The 17,860-nt window shown below is 57.2% G+C and carries 12 protein-coding genes; 7 read left to right on the forward strand and 5 right to left on the reverse strand.

What is annotated here, in order from left to right; genetic code table 11:
- The first annotated feature begins 31 nt into the window (after positions 1-31).
- The 3 genes from DKB71_RS17860 (at position 32) to DKB71_RS17870 (ending at position 4,496) form a co-directional block, all read left to right on the forward strand.
- Complete coding sequence (locus DKB71_RS17860; protein ID WP_408596276.1) at positions 32-1,087, forward strand: tetratricopeptide repeat protein; 1,056 nt, start codon at positions 32-34, stop codon at positions 1,085-1,087.
- 239 nt (positions 1,088-1,326) lie between these two features.
- The gene (locus tag DKB71_RS17865; RefSeq protein ID WP_323628378.1) at positions 1,327-2,829 is read left to right on the forward strand and encodes an ATPase domain-containing protein; all 1,503 of its coding nucleotides are present in this window, start codon (positions 1,327-1,329) and stop codon (positions 2,827-2,829) included.
- Positions 2,826-4,496, forward strand: coding sequence for an ATP-binding protein (locus DKB71_RS17870; RefSeq protein WP_408596279.1), 1,671 nt, complete (start codon positions 2,826-2,828; stop codon positions 4,494-4,496). Before DKB71_RS17865 ends, DKB71_RS17870 begins: the two co-directional genes overlap by 4 nt.
- Before the next feature lie 108 nt (positions 4,497-4,604).
- Here DKB71_RS17870 and DKB71_RS17875 read toward each other — a convergent pair whose 3' ends face one another.
- The 5 genes from DKB71_RS17875 to DKB71_RS17895 all read right to left on the reverse strand — a co-directional run bounded on the left by DKB71_RS17875 (position 4,605) and on the right by DKB71_RS17895 (position 11,146).
- The gene (locus tag DKB71_RS17875) at positions 4,605-4,982 is read right to left on the reverse strand and encodes a response regulator (RefSeq protein ID WP_274075813.1); all 378 of its coding nucleotides are present in this window, start codon (positions 4,980-4,982) and stop codon (positions 4,605-4,607) included.
- A gap of 77 nt (positions 4,983-5,059) precedes the next feature.
- Positions 5,060-6,241 carry an ATP-binding protein gene (locus DKB71_RS17880; RefSeq protein WP_408596281.1) on the reverse strand — a complete coding sequence of 394 codons (1,182 nt, stop codon included), beginning with the start codon at positions 6,239-6,241 and terminating at the stop codon, positions 5,060-5,062.
- Positions 6,235-6,828, reverse strand: a complete 594-nt coding sequence (locus tag DKB71_RS17885; RefSeq protein WP_274075815.1) for a chemotaxis protein CheB — start codon at positions 6,826-6,828, stop codon at positions 6,235-6,237. The genes DKB71_RS17880 and DKB71_RS17885 overlap by 7 nt, the downstream gene beginning before the upstream one ends.
- Positions 6,825-7,658 (reverse strand): protein-glutamate O-methyltransferase CheR, encoded by an 834-nt coding sequence (locus tag DKB71_RS17890; RefSeq protein ID WP_274075816.1) that lies wholly within the window; start codon positions 7,656-7,658, stop codon positions 6,825-6,827. Before DKB71_RS17890 ends, DKB71_RS17885 begins: the two co-directional genes overlap by 4 nt.
- Positions 7,658-11,146 (reverse strand): response regulator, encoded by a 3,489-nt coding sequence (locus DKB71_RS17895; RefSeq protein ID WP_408596284.1) that lies wholly within the window; start codon positions 11,144-11,146, stop codon positions 7,658-7,660. Before DKB71_RS17895 ends, DKB71_RS17890 begins: the two co-directional genes overlap by 1 nt.
- Before the next feature lie 261 nt (positions 11,147-11,407).
- Here DKB71_RS17895 and DKB71_RS17900 point away from each other — a divergent pair, with 261 nt between their 5' ends.
- From DKB71_RS17900 to DKB71_RS17915, 4 genes are all read left to right on the forward strand, one after another.
- Positions 11,408-11,791: a response regulator gene (locus DKB71_RS17900; protein ID WP_408596286.1), complete on the forward strand. Its 384-nt coding sequence runs from the start codon at positions 11,408-11,410 to the stop codon at positions 11,789-11,791.
- Positions 11,792-12,014: 223 nt separating this feature from the next.
- A complete protein-coding gene (locus tag DKB71_RS17905; protein WP_408596288.1) occupies positions 12,015-13,337 on the forward strand; it encodes a hypothetical protein in 1,323 nt (440 codons plus the stop codon).
- Positions 13,338-13,452: 115 nt separating this feature from the next.
- Entirely contained in the window at positions 13,453-16,410 is a 2,958-nt protein-coding gene (locus DKB71_RS17910) for a hypothetical protein (protein WP_408596290.1), read from the forward strand.
- A 145-nt stretch (positions 16,411-16,555) separates the two neighbouring features.
- Positions 16,556-17,857 carry a glycosyltransferase gene (locus tag DKB71_RS17915; protein ID WP_408596292.1) on the forward strand — a complete coding sequence of 434 codons (1,302 nt, stop codon included), beginning with the start codon at positions 16,556-16,558 and terminating at the stop codon, positions 17,855-17,857.
- Positions 17,858-17,860 lie beyond the last annotated feature (3 nt).

The raw sequence follows: 17,860 nt of genomic DNA on the forward strand, positions 1-17,860 counted from the left end.
TTGCCCAAGCCTGCCAGCTTCCGGATTCTGCATGCCCCAGTCCCGCCGCTATCTGCTCATCAGCCTCTGTGTCCTGTTTGCCGTCGGCCTTGCCTGGATGTTCCTGCGCAGCAGCGCCCCGGTGGTGCCCGAAGCGATCAAGCGCGGCTACAGCGAAGCGCTGACGGCGGCCCGCAATGGCCAACCGGGGGCCGCGCGGGTGCTCTACCAACAATTGGCCCGCCCGGACATTTCGCCCAAGCGGCGCGTCTGGCTGCATGCCGAACTGCCCAACTACCCCAGTTCCGTGGCGCTGAAACTGGCGGATGCAGACTTGCAGAATGAGGCGCCGCAGGTCCGTGTCGCGGCGATCAGGAGCATCAGCGGGCTGGTGCCCAGTGGTCAACGCAGCCTGTTGCTGGGGCCGTTGCTCGATGACAGCGAGCAGCGCGTGCGCTTCGCCGCCGTCAATGCGCTGCTGGGCTTGTCGCCCGATGATCTTGGCCTGTATTTCGGCCCGCTGGAGCAGGCCATCGATGCCTGGCAACAGGTACTGAAAAGCGCCCCGGAAAGCGCCGACAACCAATATCAGCTGGCCCGGTTGTACCTGCACAATGCCGAATTCAAGGAGGCCCAGCAGGCCCTTGAACACACCTTGCGCCTTGCGCCAGACAACCTGCCGGCACTGGTGATGCAGATCGAGGTCCTGGACAAACTGGGCCAGGCCGACGCCGCCCGCCAACTGTTGGCCAAACAACTCAAGGCCCAACCCGATTCGGCCTATCTGCAACATGCGCTGGGGATGTGGTTGCTGCATCACGGCCAAAACGAGTTCGCCCTGCTGGGTTTGTCCAAGGCGGTGGAGCTGGAGCCGAACAACAGGGATTACCGCTACGACCTGGCCACGATGCTGCATGACGAACAGGAACTGGAAGCGGCGCAGAAACAGCTGCAGGAAATCGTTCAGCGGCATCCGAACGATCGTCGGGCACGGGTGCTGCTGATCAATTACTGGAAGGAAAGCGGGCAGTTGCAGAACGTGCAGATATTGTTGGCGCAGCTGGAACAGATGAATCCGGATGATCCGGCGTTGCAGCAAGGGCTCTAGGAGATCCGTTACACAACACCATGCCATGTTTCTGCGCGCTTCTGTAGGAGCCCGGCTTGCCGGCGAAGGCGTCCTTGAGATCGCCTTCGCCGGCAAGCCGGCTCCTACAATGGTTGCGAACACCCAACGCCATCTCCTTACAAAAGTTGAACGCTCATTGCCGCCAAAGGTCAAGTGAACAGGTAGCCGGCTATGCTTTACCTGCTGCCTCGCTTCCCCTAGTCATGAGAGGGCATTTTTTGTCTACATCCAACGAGTTGATCAGCGTAAAAGCCGCCACAGGGATTGATGGTCTCGATGACATCCTCAATGGCGGACTGTCCCGCGGCCACGTGTTTTTGCTTGAGGGAGAACCCGGTACCGGCAAGACCACGGTCGCCCTGCACTTTTTGTTGGCCGGCGCCAAAGCCGGCGAACGCTCGTTGTACATCACCCTGTCGGAAACCGAACGCGAATTGCGCCAGGGTGCGCGCTCCCATGGCTGGGAGCTGGACGACAATGTCCATATCTTCGAACTGACGCCCCCCGAAAGCCTGCTGACGGCCGAGCACCAGCAATCGCTGCTGTATTCCTCGGACCTGGAACTGGGCGAGGCCACCAAACAGATTTTTGAAGTGGTCGAACGCGTCAGGCCAACCCGCGTGGTGCTCGACAGCCTCTCCGAGATTCGCCTGCTGGCGCAAAGCTCGCTGCGTTACCGCCGGCAGATCCTCGCCATCAAGCACTACTTCGTGCGCTACGAGGCCACGGTGCTGCTGCTCGACGACCTGACCACCGAATCCCTGGACAAGACCGTGCACAGCGTCGCCCACGGGGTGGTTCGCCTGGAGGAGCTGACGCCCAACTATGGCGCCGAGCGCCGCCGGGTTCGCGTGGTGAAGTACCGTGGCCAGAAATACCGCGGCGGTTTTCATGACTTCACCATCATGGGCGACGGCGTCCACGTGTTCCCCCGCCTGGTGGCCGCCGAGCACCGGGGCGATTACCTGCGCCAACAATTGACCAGCGGCATCCGCGAAATGGATGCGCTGCTCGGCGGCGGCATCGAGACCGGCTCAAGCACGCTGATCCTCGGCCCGGCCGGCACTGGCAAGTCGTTGATCTCGATGATTTTTGCCGCCGCTGCCGTCTCCCGAGGCGAGAAAGCGGCCCTGTTCATCTTCGATGAAGAACTGGGCCTGCTGTTCGCACGCATGAAGAACATCGGCATCGACTTGAAAGTCTTGCAAGACACCGGCAATTTGCTGATCGAGCAAGTGGATGCTGCCGAACTCTCTCCTGGCGAGTTTTCCCACCGGGTGCGGCGCTGCGTCGACGAGGGCGACATCAAGACCGTGGTGATCGACAGCATCAACGGCTATCAAGCGGCGATGCCCGAAGAAAACGCCCTGGTGCTGCACATGCACGAGCTGCTGCTGTACCTCAATCGCAAAGGCGCGGCGACTTTCATGACGGTCGCCCAGCATGGCCTGGTCGGTGACATGCAAGCCCCGGTGGACATCACTTACCTCGCCGACACGGTCATCCTGTTGCGCTATTTCGAAGCCCTGGGCAAGGTACGGCGAGCCATTTCGATCATCAAGAAACGCACCGGCAGCCATGAATCGACCATCCGCGAATACAAGATCAATGGCAACGGCATGACCATCGGCGAGCCGCTGGAAACCTTCCAGGGCGTGTTGCGCGGTGTGCCAACCTACCTGGGCGCGAGCAATCCCCTGCTCGGGGATGAAAGCCCGTGACCGTCCATGAAGCGACGTCCGAGCGAGCGATCATTCTTGCACCGCTCGGGCGCGACAGTCAGATCGCCATGATGCTGCTCAACGAGGCAGGCTTCGCCGGAGTCGTCAGCAACGACCTGCCGGGGCTTTGCCAGGAACTGGAGCAAGGCGCCGGCTTGTTGCTCATGTCCAGCGAAGCCTTGCTGCACAGCGACCTTGAGCCGCTGCTCGGGCTGATCGAGCAACAACCGGCCTGGTCCGATTTGCCGATCGTGCTGCTGACCCACCACGGTGGCCCGGAACAAAATCCGGCGTCACGCTTTGGCCCCCTCCTGGGCAATGTCACGTACCTGGAACGGCCCTTCCACCCGGAAACCTTGATCAGCATGGTCGCCGCCGCCCTGCGCGGACGCCGACGACAATATGAAGCCAGGGATCGGCTGGTGGACCTGAGCCAAAGCGAGCTGCGCCTGCAAAATACCCTCGAGACCCTGGAGCAGCAGGTCGAAGAGCGCACCGCACAACTGCGCCACAACGAGGAAGTGTTGCGTCAGTCGCAAAAAATGGAAGCGGTCGGCCAACTCACCGGTGGCATCGCCCATGACTTCAACAACATGCTGACCGGCATCATCGGCAGCCTGGAACTGTTGCGCCGACGCCTGGCCCGGGGGCGCACCGAGGATCTCGACAGCCTGATCGACCTCGGCGTGACTTCGGCCAACCGCGCCGCGAGCCTGACCCACCGGCTGCTGGCGTTTTCCCGGCGCCAGTCGCTCGATTCCAAGCCCGTGCAGATGAACACCCTGGTGGTGTCCATGGGCGAACTGTTGCAGCGCAGCATCAACGAAAGCATTCACCTGGACATGCAGTTGGACGAGCAGCTGTGGGTCGCCGAAGCCGACCCCAATCAACTGGAAAGCGCCCTGCTCAACCTGGTCATCAATGCCCGCGACGCCATGCCCAATGGCGGAAAACTGCTGGTGCAGACCTCCAACCGCCACCTGGACGCCGAATTCACCCAGCCCCACGGCAACCTCAAGCCCGGCGACTACGTGGTACTGAGCGTCACCGACAATGGCTGCGGCATGCCGCAAAGTACGATCAATCGAGCCTTCGACCCGTTCTTTACCACCAAGCCCATTGGCCAGGGCACCGGCCTCGGGTTGTCGATGATCTATGGCTTCAGCAAACAATCGGGCGGGCATGTCGCCATTTATAGCGAAGTCGGCACAGGCACCACGGTTAACCTGTATCTGCCGCGTTTTGGCGGAGACCTGCCCGAGGACCAGCCGATCGACACGGAACATCCTCCCTACGCGCAAAACGGCGAGACCGTGCTGATCGTCGAGGACGATCCGGCGGTGCGGCAATTGGTCAGCAACGTGCTGGGCGACTTGGGCTATGCCTTCGTCGAGGCGTGCGATGCCGACACGGCAATGCCGATCCTCGACTCGACCCAGCGCATCGACCTGTTGATCAGCGACGTCGGCCTGCCCGGCATAAACGGCCGGCAACTGGCGGAAATCGGCCGGCAGCTGCGGCCGGACCTGAGGGTCCTGTTCATCACCGGGTATGCCGAGCACGCGGCGGTGCGCGGCGGGTTCCTCGATCCGGGCATGCAGATGATCACCAAGCCATTCACCTTCGACCTGTTGACGGCCAAGGTGCAGGAGATGATTCGCGCCTGATCCCGTTCAGAACACACCACTCCCTGTGTAGGAGCTGCCGCAGGCTGCGATCTTTTGATCTTGATCTATAAAAAAGCAAGGTCAAAAGATCGCAGCCTTCGGCAGCTCCTACGACAGCATTTCCTGCATCATTTCCTGCAAACGGTCGAGATCGAAGGGCTTCTCCAGAATCGGTGCCTTGCGCGTGATCGGGCTGTCCGTCTCGCGGATTTCCTGGGCGTAGCCGCTGATGAAAATCACCTTGAGCTCGGGTCGCAGCTTCACCGCGGGCTCGGCGATCTGCACGCCGGAGATCCCGCCCGGCAGGCGGAAGTCGGTGATCATCATGTCCAGGTGCGGCTTGCTGGCGAGGATCTCAAAGGCCTGCTCGCCGTTTTCGGCCTGCAGGACCCGGTAGCCCTCCCCCGACAGGTAGGCCGAGAGCACCATCAGGATAGAGGGATCGTCCTCGACGACGAGGACTACATCTTGTGCATCTTCACTCATGGGAAGCCTTTGTTCGGTCAATAGCTGCTGATACGACCGTGGGGTCGATCAGAGGTTGCGTTTATCTGGCTGTTTTCCTACAGCGGCAGACAAACGCGAAACAGGGCGCCTTCGCCAATCCGGCTTTCGACGGTAATGGTGCCGCCATGGGCGGCAACTATCTGTTCGGAAATAAACAACCCCAGGCCCAGCCCGGCGGCAACATGGTTGGCCGAGACGCGCTCGAATTGCTGGAAAATTCGCTGTTGGTTCTCTTCACTGATGCCGATTCCGCTATCACGGACTTCGACCCGTGCCTCACCGTTCTCACTGTACACCTTAAGGCTGATCGGGCTCTTGGCGCCATAACGCAAGGCGTTGGTCAGCAGGTTGGAAATCACCTGTTCAATGCGAAATTCATCCCAATCGCCCATCACCGGTCGCTCGGCGTCAAGACTGACCGACGCCTCGGCGGCCTCGATCTGCGGGGCGAAATTCTGTACCAAACCCCGAGCCAGCGCCGCCAGGTCGAAGTGTGTGGGGCGGATCGACAACTTGCCGGTGCGGATGCGTGACACATCCAGCATGTCTTCGATCAGGCGGATCAGGCTTTTGATCTGCCGTTCGTCGCGATCGACCATGGCGTGCATCTTGTCGAGGGTAAACGCCGCGGCGTTGTCCCGGGCCAGGTGCATCTTGCGCAACTGGGTTTCGAGAATCAGGCCATTGAGCGGCGTGCGCACCTCATGGGCAACGATGGACATGAAATCATCGCGCATGCGCACCGCCTGCTCCAGCTCCAGCTGGGTACTCTGCAACTGCTGGAGCAGCGCTTCCTGCTCGCGGCGGCTGCGCTCCAGCGCTTCGACCTGTTGTTTCATGGCCTTGCTCTGGCGGTAAAGGTCGACGAAGACGTTGACCTTGCTCTTGACCGCCTGGATATCCAGGGGTTTGTGCAGGAAGTCGACGGCGCCGCTTTCGTAGCCCTTGAACGCGTAGTTCAATTCGCGACCGGCGGCGCTGACGAACACGATCGGGATGTTCCGGGTCTTTTCCGTACCGCGCATCAACTCGGCCAGCTCGAAGCCATTCATGCCGGGCATCTGCACGTCGAGGATGGCCATCGCGAATTCGTGTTGCAACAGCAGCGACAAGGCCTCATCGGCAGACAGCGCCTTGTAGACCAGACGGTCTTCACGGGCGATCAGCGCTTCGAGCGCCAGCAGATTTTCCGGCAGATCGTCGACGATCAGCAGTTTGGCCTGAATATTACTTAGCATGCGATTCTTTCCAGCTCGACAAGCAAACGGCCGATGCCGCGTAGGGTGAGTATGTGGTCGGGTTGCAGGATATCCAGCGCCGCCTGGGGCATGGTCGCGACCTGGGCGTCCTCCGGGTCCTGGACGATGGTCAGCCCGCCACGCTGCTTGACCTGGGACAAGCCTCGCGCGCCATCCTGGTTGGCGCCGGTCAGCAACACCGCGGCCAGGGTCGGACCGTAGGCATCGGCGGACGATTCGAACAGATAATCGATGGCTGGCCGCGAATAATGCACTCGGTCCTCCAGGCTCAAGGAAAAACTGCGGTCCCGTTCAACCGACAAGTGATACCCGGGCGTGGCGAAATACAGGGTCCCGGCTTCGACCGGGGTCTTGTCCCGGGCTTCCAGGACCGGCAGCGACACACGCCGGGCGAAAACTTCCGCCAAATGGCTGCGGCGCTCGTCCGGCAGGTGCAGGACCACGATGATCGGCAATGCGAACCCCTCACGCAGGGGTCCGAGGATGTTCAGCAGCGCCTCTACCCCGCCGGCCGACGCACCGATCACAATCGCTTCAATGGAAGGTAAGCCCGTTGCACTGTTCATGTTTTGCGATAGATCCGTTCTTGTTTGACCAACGGCTCGAACTGGTTGCCGAAGGCCGAAAAATCCGGGGTTTCCTTGCTGCCCAGCACCAGGAAACCACGGTGGCAAAGCGACTCATGAAACAACCCGAAGGCGCGATCCTGTAGTTTTTTATTGAAGTAAATCAATACATTGCGACATGAAATTAATTGAGTTTCTGAAAACACACTGTCCGTTGCCAGGCTGTGATCTGCGAAGGTGACGTTTTCGCACAACGACTTGTCGAAAATCGCGTACCCATAGGCCGCCGTGTAGTAGTCGGCGAAGGAGCACTGGCCCCCGGCCTGCTGGTAGTTGGAAGTGTAGGCGCGGACATTCTCCATGGAGAAAATCCCCTGCTTGGCTTTTTCCAGCGAGCGCGGATTGATGTCGGTGGCGTAGATGATGGTGCGCTCGAGCAGGCCTTCTTCGCGCAGCAGGATGGCCATCGAATAGACTTCCTCACCGGTGCTGCACCCGGCGATCCAGATCTTGATCGACGGGTAAGTCTTGAGCAACGGCACCACCTCGCGGCGGATCGCCAGGAAGTGCGACGGGTCGCGAAACATTTCACTGACCGGGATCGTCAGCAGTTGCAGCAGCTGCATGAACGCCGTCGGATCGTGCAGGACCTTTTCCTGCAACGCCGAGATGGTGTTGCATTCGAACTGGCTCAACGCGTGCGCCACCCGACGCTTGATCGATGCGCCGGAGTAATCGCGAAAATCGTAGCTGTACTTGAGGTAGATCGCCTCGATCAACAAGCGCAGTTCGATTTCGCTGCTGCGCTCCCCTGAATAATCACGCTCCACTAAATGCGTTCCATCTTCGGTAACCACACACGAATCAGCGAAAACAGGCGATCGAGGTCGATGGGCTTGGCCAGGTAATCGTTGGCGCCGGCCTGCAGGCAGCGCTCCTGATCGTCCTTCATGGCCTTGGCCGTCACCGCGATGATCGGCAGCTTGCGCCAGCGCGGCTCTTTGCGGATCAAGGTGGTGGCTTCGAAACCATCCATTTCCGGCATCATCACGTCCATCAACACCAGATCGATGTCTTCGAATTCATTCAATCGCTCGATCGCTTCACGACCGTTTCGGCCGATGACCACGACGGCGCCCTTTTGCTCCAGCGCACTGGTGAGGGCAAAGATGTTGCGAACATCGTCGTCCACCAGCAGCACCTTGCGCCCCTCGAACACCTTGTCGCGGCTGCGGGCGGTCTTGAGCATCTTCTGCCGGTCATGGGACAACCGTGATTCGACTTTGTGCAGAAAAAGTGTCACTTCGTCCAGCAGGCGCTCGGGGGAACGCGCGCCCTTGATGATGATCGAGCGCGAATACTTGCGCAGTTCGGCCTCTTCGTCCCGGGTCAGGTTGCGCCCGGTATAGACAATCACCGGCGGGAACGAGCAGATGTCCTCAGTGGACATGCGCTTGAGCAGATCGTTGCCGAGCATGTCCGGCAGCTTGAGGTCGATGATCATGCAATCGAACACGGTGGTGCGCAGCAGTGCCAGGGCATCCTGCGCCAGACCGACGGCGGTGATCTCTATGTCTTCATCGCCGATCAGCCGGGAGATGCTGTCGCGTTGCAGATCGTCGTCCTCGACCAGCAACACGCGCTTGACCTTCTGGGTCAGCTTGGCTTCCAGGCGCCCAAACACCTCCTTGAGTTCTTCGCGGGTGGTCGGCTTGACCGCATAACCGATGGCGCCCATGTGCATCGCCGCTTCGACCCGGTCTTCGACGGAAATCACATGCACCGGAATATGCCGGGTCTCGGCGTGCTCCTTGAGGCGTTGCAACACGGTGAGCCCGGAATGGTCCGGCAGGCGCATGTCCAGCAGAATGGCATCCGGAACGAATTGCCGGGCCAGGTCGTAGCCTTCGTCGGCGCCGTGGGCCACAAGGCACTGGTAACCCAGTTCATGGGCAAGGTCATAGAGGATGTGGGCAAAATTCGGCTCGTCCTCCACCACCAGGATACAGCGCACGTCGAAAGGTGCCTTGAGACGGTCATCGTCGAAACGCGCGATCTCCTGGACCGGTGCCTGCGCTATCGCGACGGGCGCAACCCGGGTGCTCGTGTGGGTGGGCGAGGCACGCATCGGCTCGACGGGCTCCTCGCCCGGTTCGACATATTGCAGCGGCAGGATCAGGCTGAACGCGCTGCCCTGCCCCGGCGTGCTGGTGACGTTGATCGAGCCGCCGAGCAGCGCGGCCAGGTCGCGGGAAATCGACAGGCCCAGGCCTGTCCCGCCATAACGACGATTGGTGGTGCCGTCGGCCTGGCGAAAGGCTTCGAAAATGATTTCCTGTTGATCGTCGGCAATGCCGATCCCCGAATCGCTGACAATAAAGGCTATGCCGTTGTTCGGCGCCGCGCTCACGGTCAGGCTGACACGGCCTCGCTCGGTGAACTTCACGGCGTTTGAGAGCAGATTCTTGATCACCTGCTCCACGCGCTGGCGGTCGGTATACATCATCAATGGCGCGCCGTCCTGCAACTCGACCGCAAACTCCAGTTGCTTGTCCGCCGCCAGGGGCTGGAACATTCCGCGCAAGCCGTCTACCAGGCGCGCAACGCTGGTGTTTTCCGGGCGTATCTCCAGTTTGCCGGCTTCGACCTTGGAAATATCGAGAATGTCGTTGATCAGGTTAAGCAAGTCGTTGCCGGCCGAGTAGATCGACTCGGCGAACTTGACCTGTTCGGCACTGAGGTTTTCCTGCGGGTTTTCCGCCAGCAACTTGGCCAGGATCAGCGAGCTGTTCAACGGCGTGCGCAGCTCGTGGGACATGTTGGCAAGGAATTCGGACTTGTACTTGCTCGAACGCTGCAATTCTTCGGCACGCTCTTCGAGCTGGGTCTGGGCCTGATTGAGCTCGGTATTCTTCAGGTCCATGGCGTCGCGTTGGTCGGCCAGTACCTGCGCCTGTTCGGCGAGCTGTTCGTTGGTCTGTTCCAGCTCGACCTGCTGGGTTTCCAGATGGGCCTGGGATTCCTTGAGAATCCTTGACTGCTCTTCAAGCTCTTCGTTGGCGGTCTTGAGTTCTTCCTGCTGCACCTGCAGTTCTTCGTTGAGCTGCTGGGTTTCGGCCAACACCTCCTGCAAGCGCTGGCGATAACGCGCGGCCTCGATTGAGGTGCCGATATTGCCGGCGATGAGCTCCAGCAGATCGATGTCCCGCTCGGTCAGCGGGCGCAGGAAGCCCAATTCGATCACGCCGTTGATCCTGTCGTCGTCGCTGGTCGGCACCACCAGCACGCTGCGCGGCAAGCCTTCGCCAAGACCGGAACTGACCTTGAAATAGTCGCTGGGCACATCGTCCAGGCGAATCAGGCGGCCCTGTTGCGCCACCTGGCCGACAATGCCTTCGTCGCTGTAGATCTGCTGCTCACGCTCCTGCTGCTCACGGGAAAACCCATAGGACGCCACGCGGCGCAGACCGCCGTGTTCTTCGCGTACATAAATGGCCGCCACGGCAGTGCCCAGGTACTGCGCGCAGAACTGCAGGATGTTGCGCCCGAGCAGGTTCAGCGACAGTTGCCCCAGCACTTGTTCGGCCAGTTGGGTCTGGCCGTTGCGCAGCCAGGCCTGTTGCTCCAGCCGGTGGGCACTGGCCTGTTGCGCCGCCAGGGTCGCCGCGTAGCTTTGCGACAGATTGACCAGATCGCGACGACCGATGTACGCCAGCAATGCGCTGATAGCGGCAATGAACAACAGATAAAGGGTGATGCTCCAGATTGTGGTACGACGCACTTCCTCGTTGCGCGTGGCGCGCAACTGCTGCTCCATGTCGATCACGTCTTCGTACTGCTTGCGGATCTCATCGGTCAGGCGCTTGCCTTTCCCGGCCCTGACCGCCCCGCGGTAGTCACCGTTGGCGCGCTGCAGTTCGATCATCGATTGCGCGTAACCGGCCCACTCCTGCTGCAAGGACTCCAGCCTGTGCAAGCGGTCAGTCTGGACCGGGTTGTCGGCGGTCAGCTCGAGCAGGGTCTTGAGCACGACATCGATGCGCGGCTTGGCCGTTTCATAGGGTTCAAGGAACTTGTCATCGCTGGTGAGCAGGAAACCGCGCATGCCGGTTTCCAGGTCGACTGTGAGCTTGACCGCCTCATTGGCGTTATTGATCACCCGGTCCGTGTGTTCGACCCACTGGATGGTCGACAGCAGATAGGTGATCAGCGACACGAAGAAAACCGCACTGATGGCGCCGACGCCCAGCGGCAGGCTGATGTTGCGACTCAGGAGCTTACGGAATCGCTGCTCATCAACCGAAGACTCAGAGGTCATAGTTAAACCTTGTTGAACCGATGAAAACCAAAGAGTTTGCCCCAAAACTGACGTAATGATCGAATTTTCTCACAGCGCTGGGCGCAAAATCGCACATTCCACTGCTGCCGCGCCTGCACAGGGGTTATCCTTTGCCCAGGCGTATGCCGCCATTCTTTTTATAGCGCATGGGGAACTTGTCGGGATCCGTCACTTACTCATGCAAGAGAGCCGGCGATTTTGATCGGCCGAAAACCTACCCACCCTTTCGAGAGCGCCATCATGATCACCAACGCCCCCACCATCCTGGTCGTCGAAGACGATGCCATCGTGCGCATGTTGATTGTCGACGTGCTGGAGGAGCTGGAGTTCAAGGTGCTTGAAGCAGATGGCAGCGAACAGGCGCTGGAGCTGATCAAGGACATGGGCCAGCACATTGACCTGATGATGACCGATGTCGGTCTTCCGGGCATGGACGGCCGCGAGCTGGCCGTTGAAACGCGTACCCTGCGCCCCGCCCTGCCCATCCTGTTCGCCAGTGGTTACGCAGAAAATATCGATGTTCCGGATGGCATGCACCTGATTGGCAAACCCTTTTCCATCGATCAGTTGCGCGACAAGGTTAAAGGTATACTGGCTGAGCCGTTTACAACCCTGCCCAAATGAATACCCCATTTATTTATAAGCATTGCCATAGCCGGCCAGAAACCTGGCCGACTTGAAAACCAAATCCCCGCAAGAAACAAAAAGCACAACATACCCTCTGGCAAATTCAATATCGCCGGCCCTACTCTGCAACTGAACAATCACAAACACCCTGCAAACCGTCCTACCCGGTTATCTACAGACTCGCGCTCGCCTGCGAGATCATCAACAAAAGGATTTATTGATGAATACTCTTAAATATGATTTTCGCAAGACATCGACTATTGAAAATTTAAAATTCGACATCGATACCTTGCTGGAGGCAAACAGGTTAGAAAAAAACCTCATCATTGAGTCGCTGGAGGGATATGTCAATGACCTCCCTGATGCAAACGTCGAATTCAAACTAAGCAACCTGCTTATTTCTACCACCCCTGGAAGCGCTCTGGAGTTAGCCCAACGTGCGGGCCAAGCCAAACTGAACGACCTGTTGGAAAGCAACGAGTTCATGAGCCTGGAGGAGTTATCCATCCTTCCCGAATCCGCCAGCTACGTGTGCAATTCGAACAAAGAGCTTCATGTCGTGATTGACGACACGCCCATGCAAATCGATGACCTTCTCAAGGAGAATGAAACTTTCAACCGACACCTGGAGGAACTCAGTGAATACGCGAACAACGCGGGTGGCTCCATTCACAGCGCTGACAAGATCAACGTAGAGCAGTGGATCAGATTTTATGGGTATCCTCTGCCCTCCACGGCCCAGCAACTCGCCCACCTCATGGTTGTTTTCCAGAAAGGACGCCCTGCATTATCTGGAACGGGAAAATATTACGAGATACTCAAGGACCCGCAAATCTCCCCGACTGCATTGTCTCTCGTTCAGCGCGAAACAATCAGGAACATAACGACAGCGTTTGGGCTGGGTGGCACAGGCCAGCTCTTGAATAGCCTTTTCGTACATTACCAGAACACGCTGGTCAACGAGAAACTGGACTTGGCTGAATGTATTGACGCGTTCATGAAAGGCATGATCGGTATGAATGTCGCGCAGGACTGCATTGAAGCGTTAGGCTGGTACGGCAGCGACGTGGATGAGCCACCCTGCAAAGAGGATCTGCAACAACTCCTCATGGCAGCGATCGTTTTGAACATTGATCCGAACATGGGTGAGGTGCAAAGCAAAGGTCGCGTGCAGGGTTATGAAATTTACCAACCCAAAAATGCGGACCTGCACCCCACTCAAATCTTGCTGAACCTGGAAGAGCATCTTGTCGCCAATAATCTTATTCTCGTTAAAGCAGCGCCCCTTGCCGCTTATATTCTAATGGCTGACGAGGCACCTGAATTCCTTGTGAAAAACATTCCGGGCAGTATGACCATCAGCTCGCCTGGATGGGTCGCGCATAGTATTACTGTCGCAAAAATCGAAATCATTTCCCCGGGATCATCGCGGGACATGACCTATGACCAAGTACAGTCTTATGCCGACCTGATGCCCATCGACCAGTTGCTCGACAAGGTCAAAGGCGTACTTGCTGATCGACTTAAAGCCCCTCGCAGATGAATATCCAGCTGACCCTTTGAGCATCGAAACCCCAAAAACCTCCTGCAATACAACTACCCAGTTATCTTCACGGACTCGCACCCGGTTTTGAGATCATCAAAAAAAGGATTTATTGATGAACACCCTTGAATACGACTTCCGCAAAACATCGACTATTGACAATTTAAAATCCGATATCGATGCCTTAATGACGGTAAACAAACTGGAAAAAAATTTCATCACTGAGTCGCTGGAGGGTTATGTGAATGACCTTCCCGATGTAAACGCCGAATTCAAACTCTGTAACTTGCTTATCCCTGCCACCCCTGGAAGCTCTTTAGAGATAGCTCAACGTGCGGGGCAAGCGAAACTGAACGACTTATTGAACAGCGACGAATTCAATCGCCTGAATGAATTATCCAGCCTGCCCGAATCCGCCATCTACGTGTGCAACTCGAACAAAGAGCTACACGTCATGATTGACGACACCCCCATGCAGATCGATGACCTTCTCAAGGAGAATGAAATTCTCAATCGACACCTGGAGGAGCTCAGTGAATACGCGAAAAACGCGGGCGGCTTCATTTACAGTTCCGACGAAATCAACGTAGAGCAGTGGATCAGATTTTATGGGCATCCTCTGCCGTCCACGGCGCAGCAACTTGCAAACCTCACGGACTTTTTCAAGAAAGAACGCCCTGCATTATCAGGCACAGGAAACTATTATGAGATTCTAAAAGACCCGGAAATCTCCGCAACTGCATTATCGCTTGTCCAGCGCGAAAAAATCATAAACACAACGGCAACGTATGAACTAAGTGAAACAGGCCAATTACTTAATAGCCTGGTCGAGCAAAACAAAAATTCACAAGTCGATTTGAAAGTCGACCCGGATCGATACATCAACGAGTTCATGGAAGGCATGATCGGCATGAACCTCGCGCAGGACTGCCTTGAAGCGTTAGATTGGTACGGCACTGACTCGGATGAACCCTCCAGTCATGAGGATCTCCGACAACTCCTCATCGCAGCTATCATACTGAACATCGATCCGAATATAGGTGAAATTGAAAGCAAAGGTCGTGTGCAGGGCTACGAGCTTTACCAACCGGCCAATGCGGATCTACACCCCACTCAAATCTTGCTGAACCTGGAAGAGCATCTTGTTGCCAATAATATTGTTCTTGCTGAAGCATCGCCCCTCGCCGCGTATATTCTAGTGGCTGACGAGGCACCTGAATTCCTTGTAAACGAAATTCCGGACAGCATGACAATCAGCTCACCGGCGTGGGTCATGCATACCTTTGCTGTCGCAAAAGTTGAAATCATTGCCCCAGGTTCATCGCGGGGCATGACCTATGACCAAATACAGTCTTACGCCGACCTGGGGCCCTTCGATCAGCAACTCGAGCAACTGTTCGGGCTCGGCGTGATAACACACATGCTTAATTGGGGCGCAGTGAACGGCCTTTTTCCCTACAGTCCTGACGGTGAATACACCGTTGAAAACTTCTGCACCGCCGAGACTCATTACAACCAATACACCGAGGCCTTGGAGCAATGCAGCAATGCCATAAATACCCCCCTTCCTACGCGCGAAGAAGTCGCCTTGGCCGAACTTAAAAGAGCCTTGCCGGATGGTGAATACCTGACCGACAAACGTTACGGTCACAAGGACCTTCCAAGGAGCAAGGCAATATCGATTCATGAGTTGTTTATGTCGGGAGACTTGATGCATAAGGGCTGGACTGGAACCCATATGTCCGCAGACATCTTTACTCTTGACTACCATGACGGACTGAAATTAGCCCAACCTTATTTTTACATGCTTCAAAACATCCAGACTCTATACGCCAGGACATTCGACGACTACTTCAAAAAAATACAACAAGGAACATCTACAGCATTAAAGCTCGCCTTATCAAAAATTCCCGTGGCAGATCGAATTCGCCTGGAATATGGTGCCCTGACCTTTTATACAGTCCGCGAAAAATTCTCCGATCACGCAACACACGAGACACAACGATTGAGAGACAAATACAGAGGGCGCTATGGCGTCATCATCTGCGCTGAACACGACTTTCGAAAATATTATTATGAACTATTTACCCTGCGAGCCGAATGCTACAGTCGACAGGATCTTGGCGATATTTTCCTGACTACTTCCATTGAATATTTCGAGCCTAGCATCAATACTGATAAAGACCGGTTGCAATGGCAGACGCAAGCCCTTGATTGGCCTTTGGATATAAACGCCTATATCAAGGGCACGGCACCCGTTAAAAACACCACCGGTAAATTGGTGGTCGAAAAATTATGGGAATCCAACGAAACCCCACAACACGCCCCGCACACCAGGAGCCAACTTGAAACTTTCTTTTCGCAAAGAACAAGCAGCACTGTAGCGCGAATACTTTCACACTTCCCACCGGCCACATACAATGAACTTTTCGATGCCGGTTATGGCATAGCTCCCCTTGAAGCTGCGCGAAAGAATGCAAAAGACAATATAGACCTGGTTCTCAATTTGATTATTCCGTTCAAGGGCTGTATCGAAGATCTGACTTCGGCTGACCCTGACCGTGAAGCATCCGGAATTTTTGGATGCGCACTGGACGCGCTGGCGGTTGTTGGCTCTGTAGCAGGCGTCGCCTCTAAATTTGCCAGCGTCGCTTTGAAGTCGGGTAGCCTTCTTTCAAAATCGGTAAAACTGGTCAGGCTCAGTGGCAATTTTGCGTTGAGTCTGATTAACCCACTGGATGGCATCCCGAGCCTCTTGAAAAAGGGCGGGAAGATTACCAAAAATGGCGTGTTGCTCATCACGGGTCAAGGCATCAAGACCTCCGGCAAAGCCACCCGACAAATTCGATCCGTAAGCGGAACGCTCGATGCATTTAGCGCGGCAAAGTCCTTGAATATTGCGGATGTGAAAGTTGCCCGCCTGGGGGATATTGGCGAGCTTTCTCAGGCAACGGATGTACTGATCTGCAACACAGCGAACGACTGGTACCAACTCTCACTTAATTCCAATCGAGCCAGAGGCGGGAAGATCACCAATTTCCGGGAGATAAGCGGAGTGAGTCAATACGTGTGACTTGACCCAACAGCGACGTCGACGGGCGGTGCACATCAAGGGCGCTGCCCTTCGTCAGCTCAGCTATCCGTCTCCTGTTCGCCGGCTGTGGTTTAATGCGCGCGTTTTTCCCCCCGCCCCTGGCCGCATCAAGGAATTCGCAATCATGAATCAGCCCCGCGCAACCAAAATCCTGGTCATTGGTTACGTCTGGCCCGAGCCTCGCTCTTCTGCGGCCGGTGGGTATGTGATGCAACTGCTCGAGGCTTTCTTGCAACAGGGCTGGGACGTCACCTTCAGCAGCCCCGCCGGGGCTGGCGAGCATCAGGAAGACCTGACGGAGCTGGGCATTCGCGAAGTACCGATCGAGCTGAACGACAGCAGTTTCGACCGATTCATCAGCGAACTGGCCCCGGATATCGTGCTGTTCGAACAATTCATGATGGAAGAACAATTCGGCTGGCGGGTCGAAACGCACTGCCCGAATGCCTTGCGCGTGCTGGGGACCCAGGATTTGCAAAGCCTGCGCCATGCCCGTCATCAACGGCTCAAGGATCGGTTGAAGGGCAGCGACGATGACAATGACTTCAACGATCTGTTCGCGCCGGCGCTGCGCCAGGAGTTCGAATTCATGGCCGTGACCGACGTGGCCAAGCGGGAAATCGCCGCGATCTATCGTTGCGACTTGAACCTGATGATCTCCGAAGTGGAGATCGAGTTGCTGGTCGAGCACTTCAAGCTGCCGCGCAGCTTGCTGCATTGGTGCCCGCTGATGGTGGACCTGCCCACCCATGCGCCTGCGCCGTTCGAAGACCGGGCGCACTTTATTCACATCGGCAATTTTCGCCATGCCCCCAATTGGGATGCGGTGCTCTGGTTGAAAACCACCATTTGGCCAATGATTCGCCAGCAATTACCCGCTGCACAGCTGCACATCTACGGCGCCTACACACCGCCCAAGGCCACCGCGCTGCATAACGCGGCACAGGGGTTTCATGTGATGAACTGGGCTGAAGACGCCTTGCAAGTGATGTCGGCGGCGCGGGTGTGCATGGCGCCGTTGCGTTTTGGCGCGGGCATCAAAGGCAAGATTGTCGATGCAATGCTCTGTGGCACGCCAAATGTCACCACGCCCGTCGGCGCCGAAGCCATGCACTCAGGCGAACCCTGGCCGGGGGCGATCACCCGCACTGCCCGGTCCTTTGCCGACAGTGCCGTTGAGCTTTACCAGGACAAGGCGCAGTGGCTCAGCGCCCAGGCCCTGGGCCTGGACTTGCTGGCGAGTCGTTATCAGCCACGTATTCATGGCCCGGCACTGATCGCACGGCTCGAGGATTGCCGCCGACACCTGACGGCCATCAGAAGAGACAACTTTACCGGCAGTATGCTGCGTCATCATCAGCACAAGAGTACCCAATACATGGCGCAATGGATTGAAGCCAAGAATCGCCACAAGGCAGATGGCTGACAG

Source organism: Pseudomonas sp. PLMAX (genome assembly GCF_046042685.1).
GTDB lineage: Bacteria > Pseudomonadota > Gammaproteobacteria > Pseudomonadales > Pseudomonadaceae > Aquipseudomonas > Aquipseudomonas putida_AE.

Coding starts and splice junctions, on each gene's coding strand:
- DKB71_RS17860 (WP_408596276.1), top strand. CDS start 32: ATGCCCCAGTCCCGCCGCTATCTGCTCATCAGCCTCTGTGTCCTGTTT.
- DKB71_RS17885 (WP_274075815.1), bottom strand. CDS start 6,828: ATGAACAGTGCAACGGGCTTACCTTCCATTGAAGCGATTGTGATCGGT.
- DKB71_RS17880 (WP_408596281.1), bottom strand. CDS start 6,241: ATGCTAAGTAATATTCAGGCCAAACTGCTGATCGTCGACGATCTGCCG.
- DKB71_RS17895 (WP_408596284.1), bottom strand. CDS start 11,146: ATGACCTCTGAGTCTTCGGTTGATGAGCAGCGATTCCGTAAGCTCCTG.
- DKB71_RS17915 (WP_408596292.1), top strand. CDS start 16,556: ATGAATCAGCCCCGCGCAACCAAAATCCTGGTCATTGGTTACGTCTGG.
- DKB71_RS17910 (WP_408596290.1), top strand. CDS start 13,453: ATGAACACCCTTGAATACGACTTCCGCAAAACATCGACTATTGACAAT.
- DKB71_RS17875 (WP_274075813.1), bottom strand. CDS start 4,982: ATGAGTGAAGATGCACAAGATGTAGTCCTCGTCGTCGAGGACGATCCC.
- DKB71_RS17900 (WP_408596286.1), top strand. CDS start 11,408: ATGATCACCAACGCCCCCACCATCCTGGTCGTCGAAGACGATGCCATC.
- DKB71_RS17905 (WP_408596288.1), top strand. CDS start 12,015: ATGAATACTCTTAAATATGATTTTCGCAAGACATCGACTATTGAAAAT.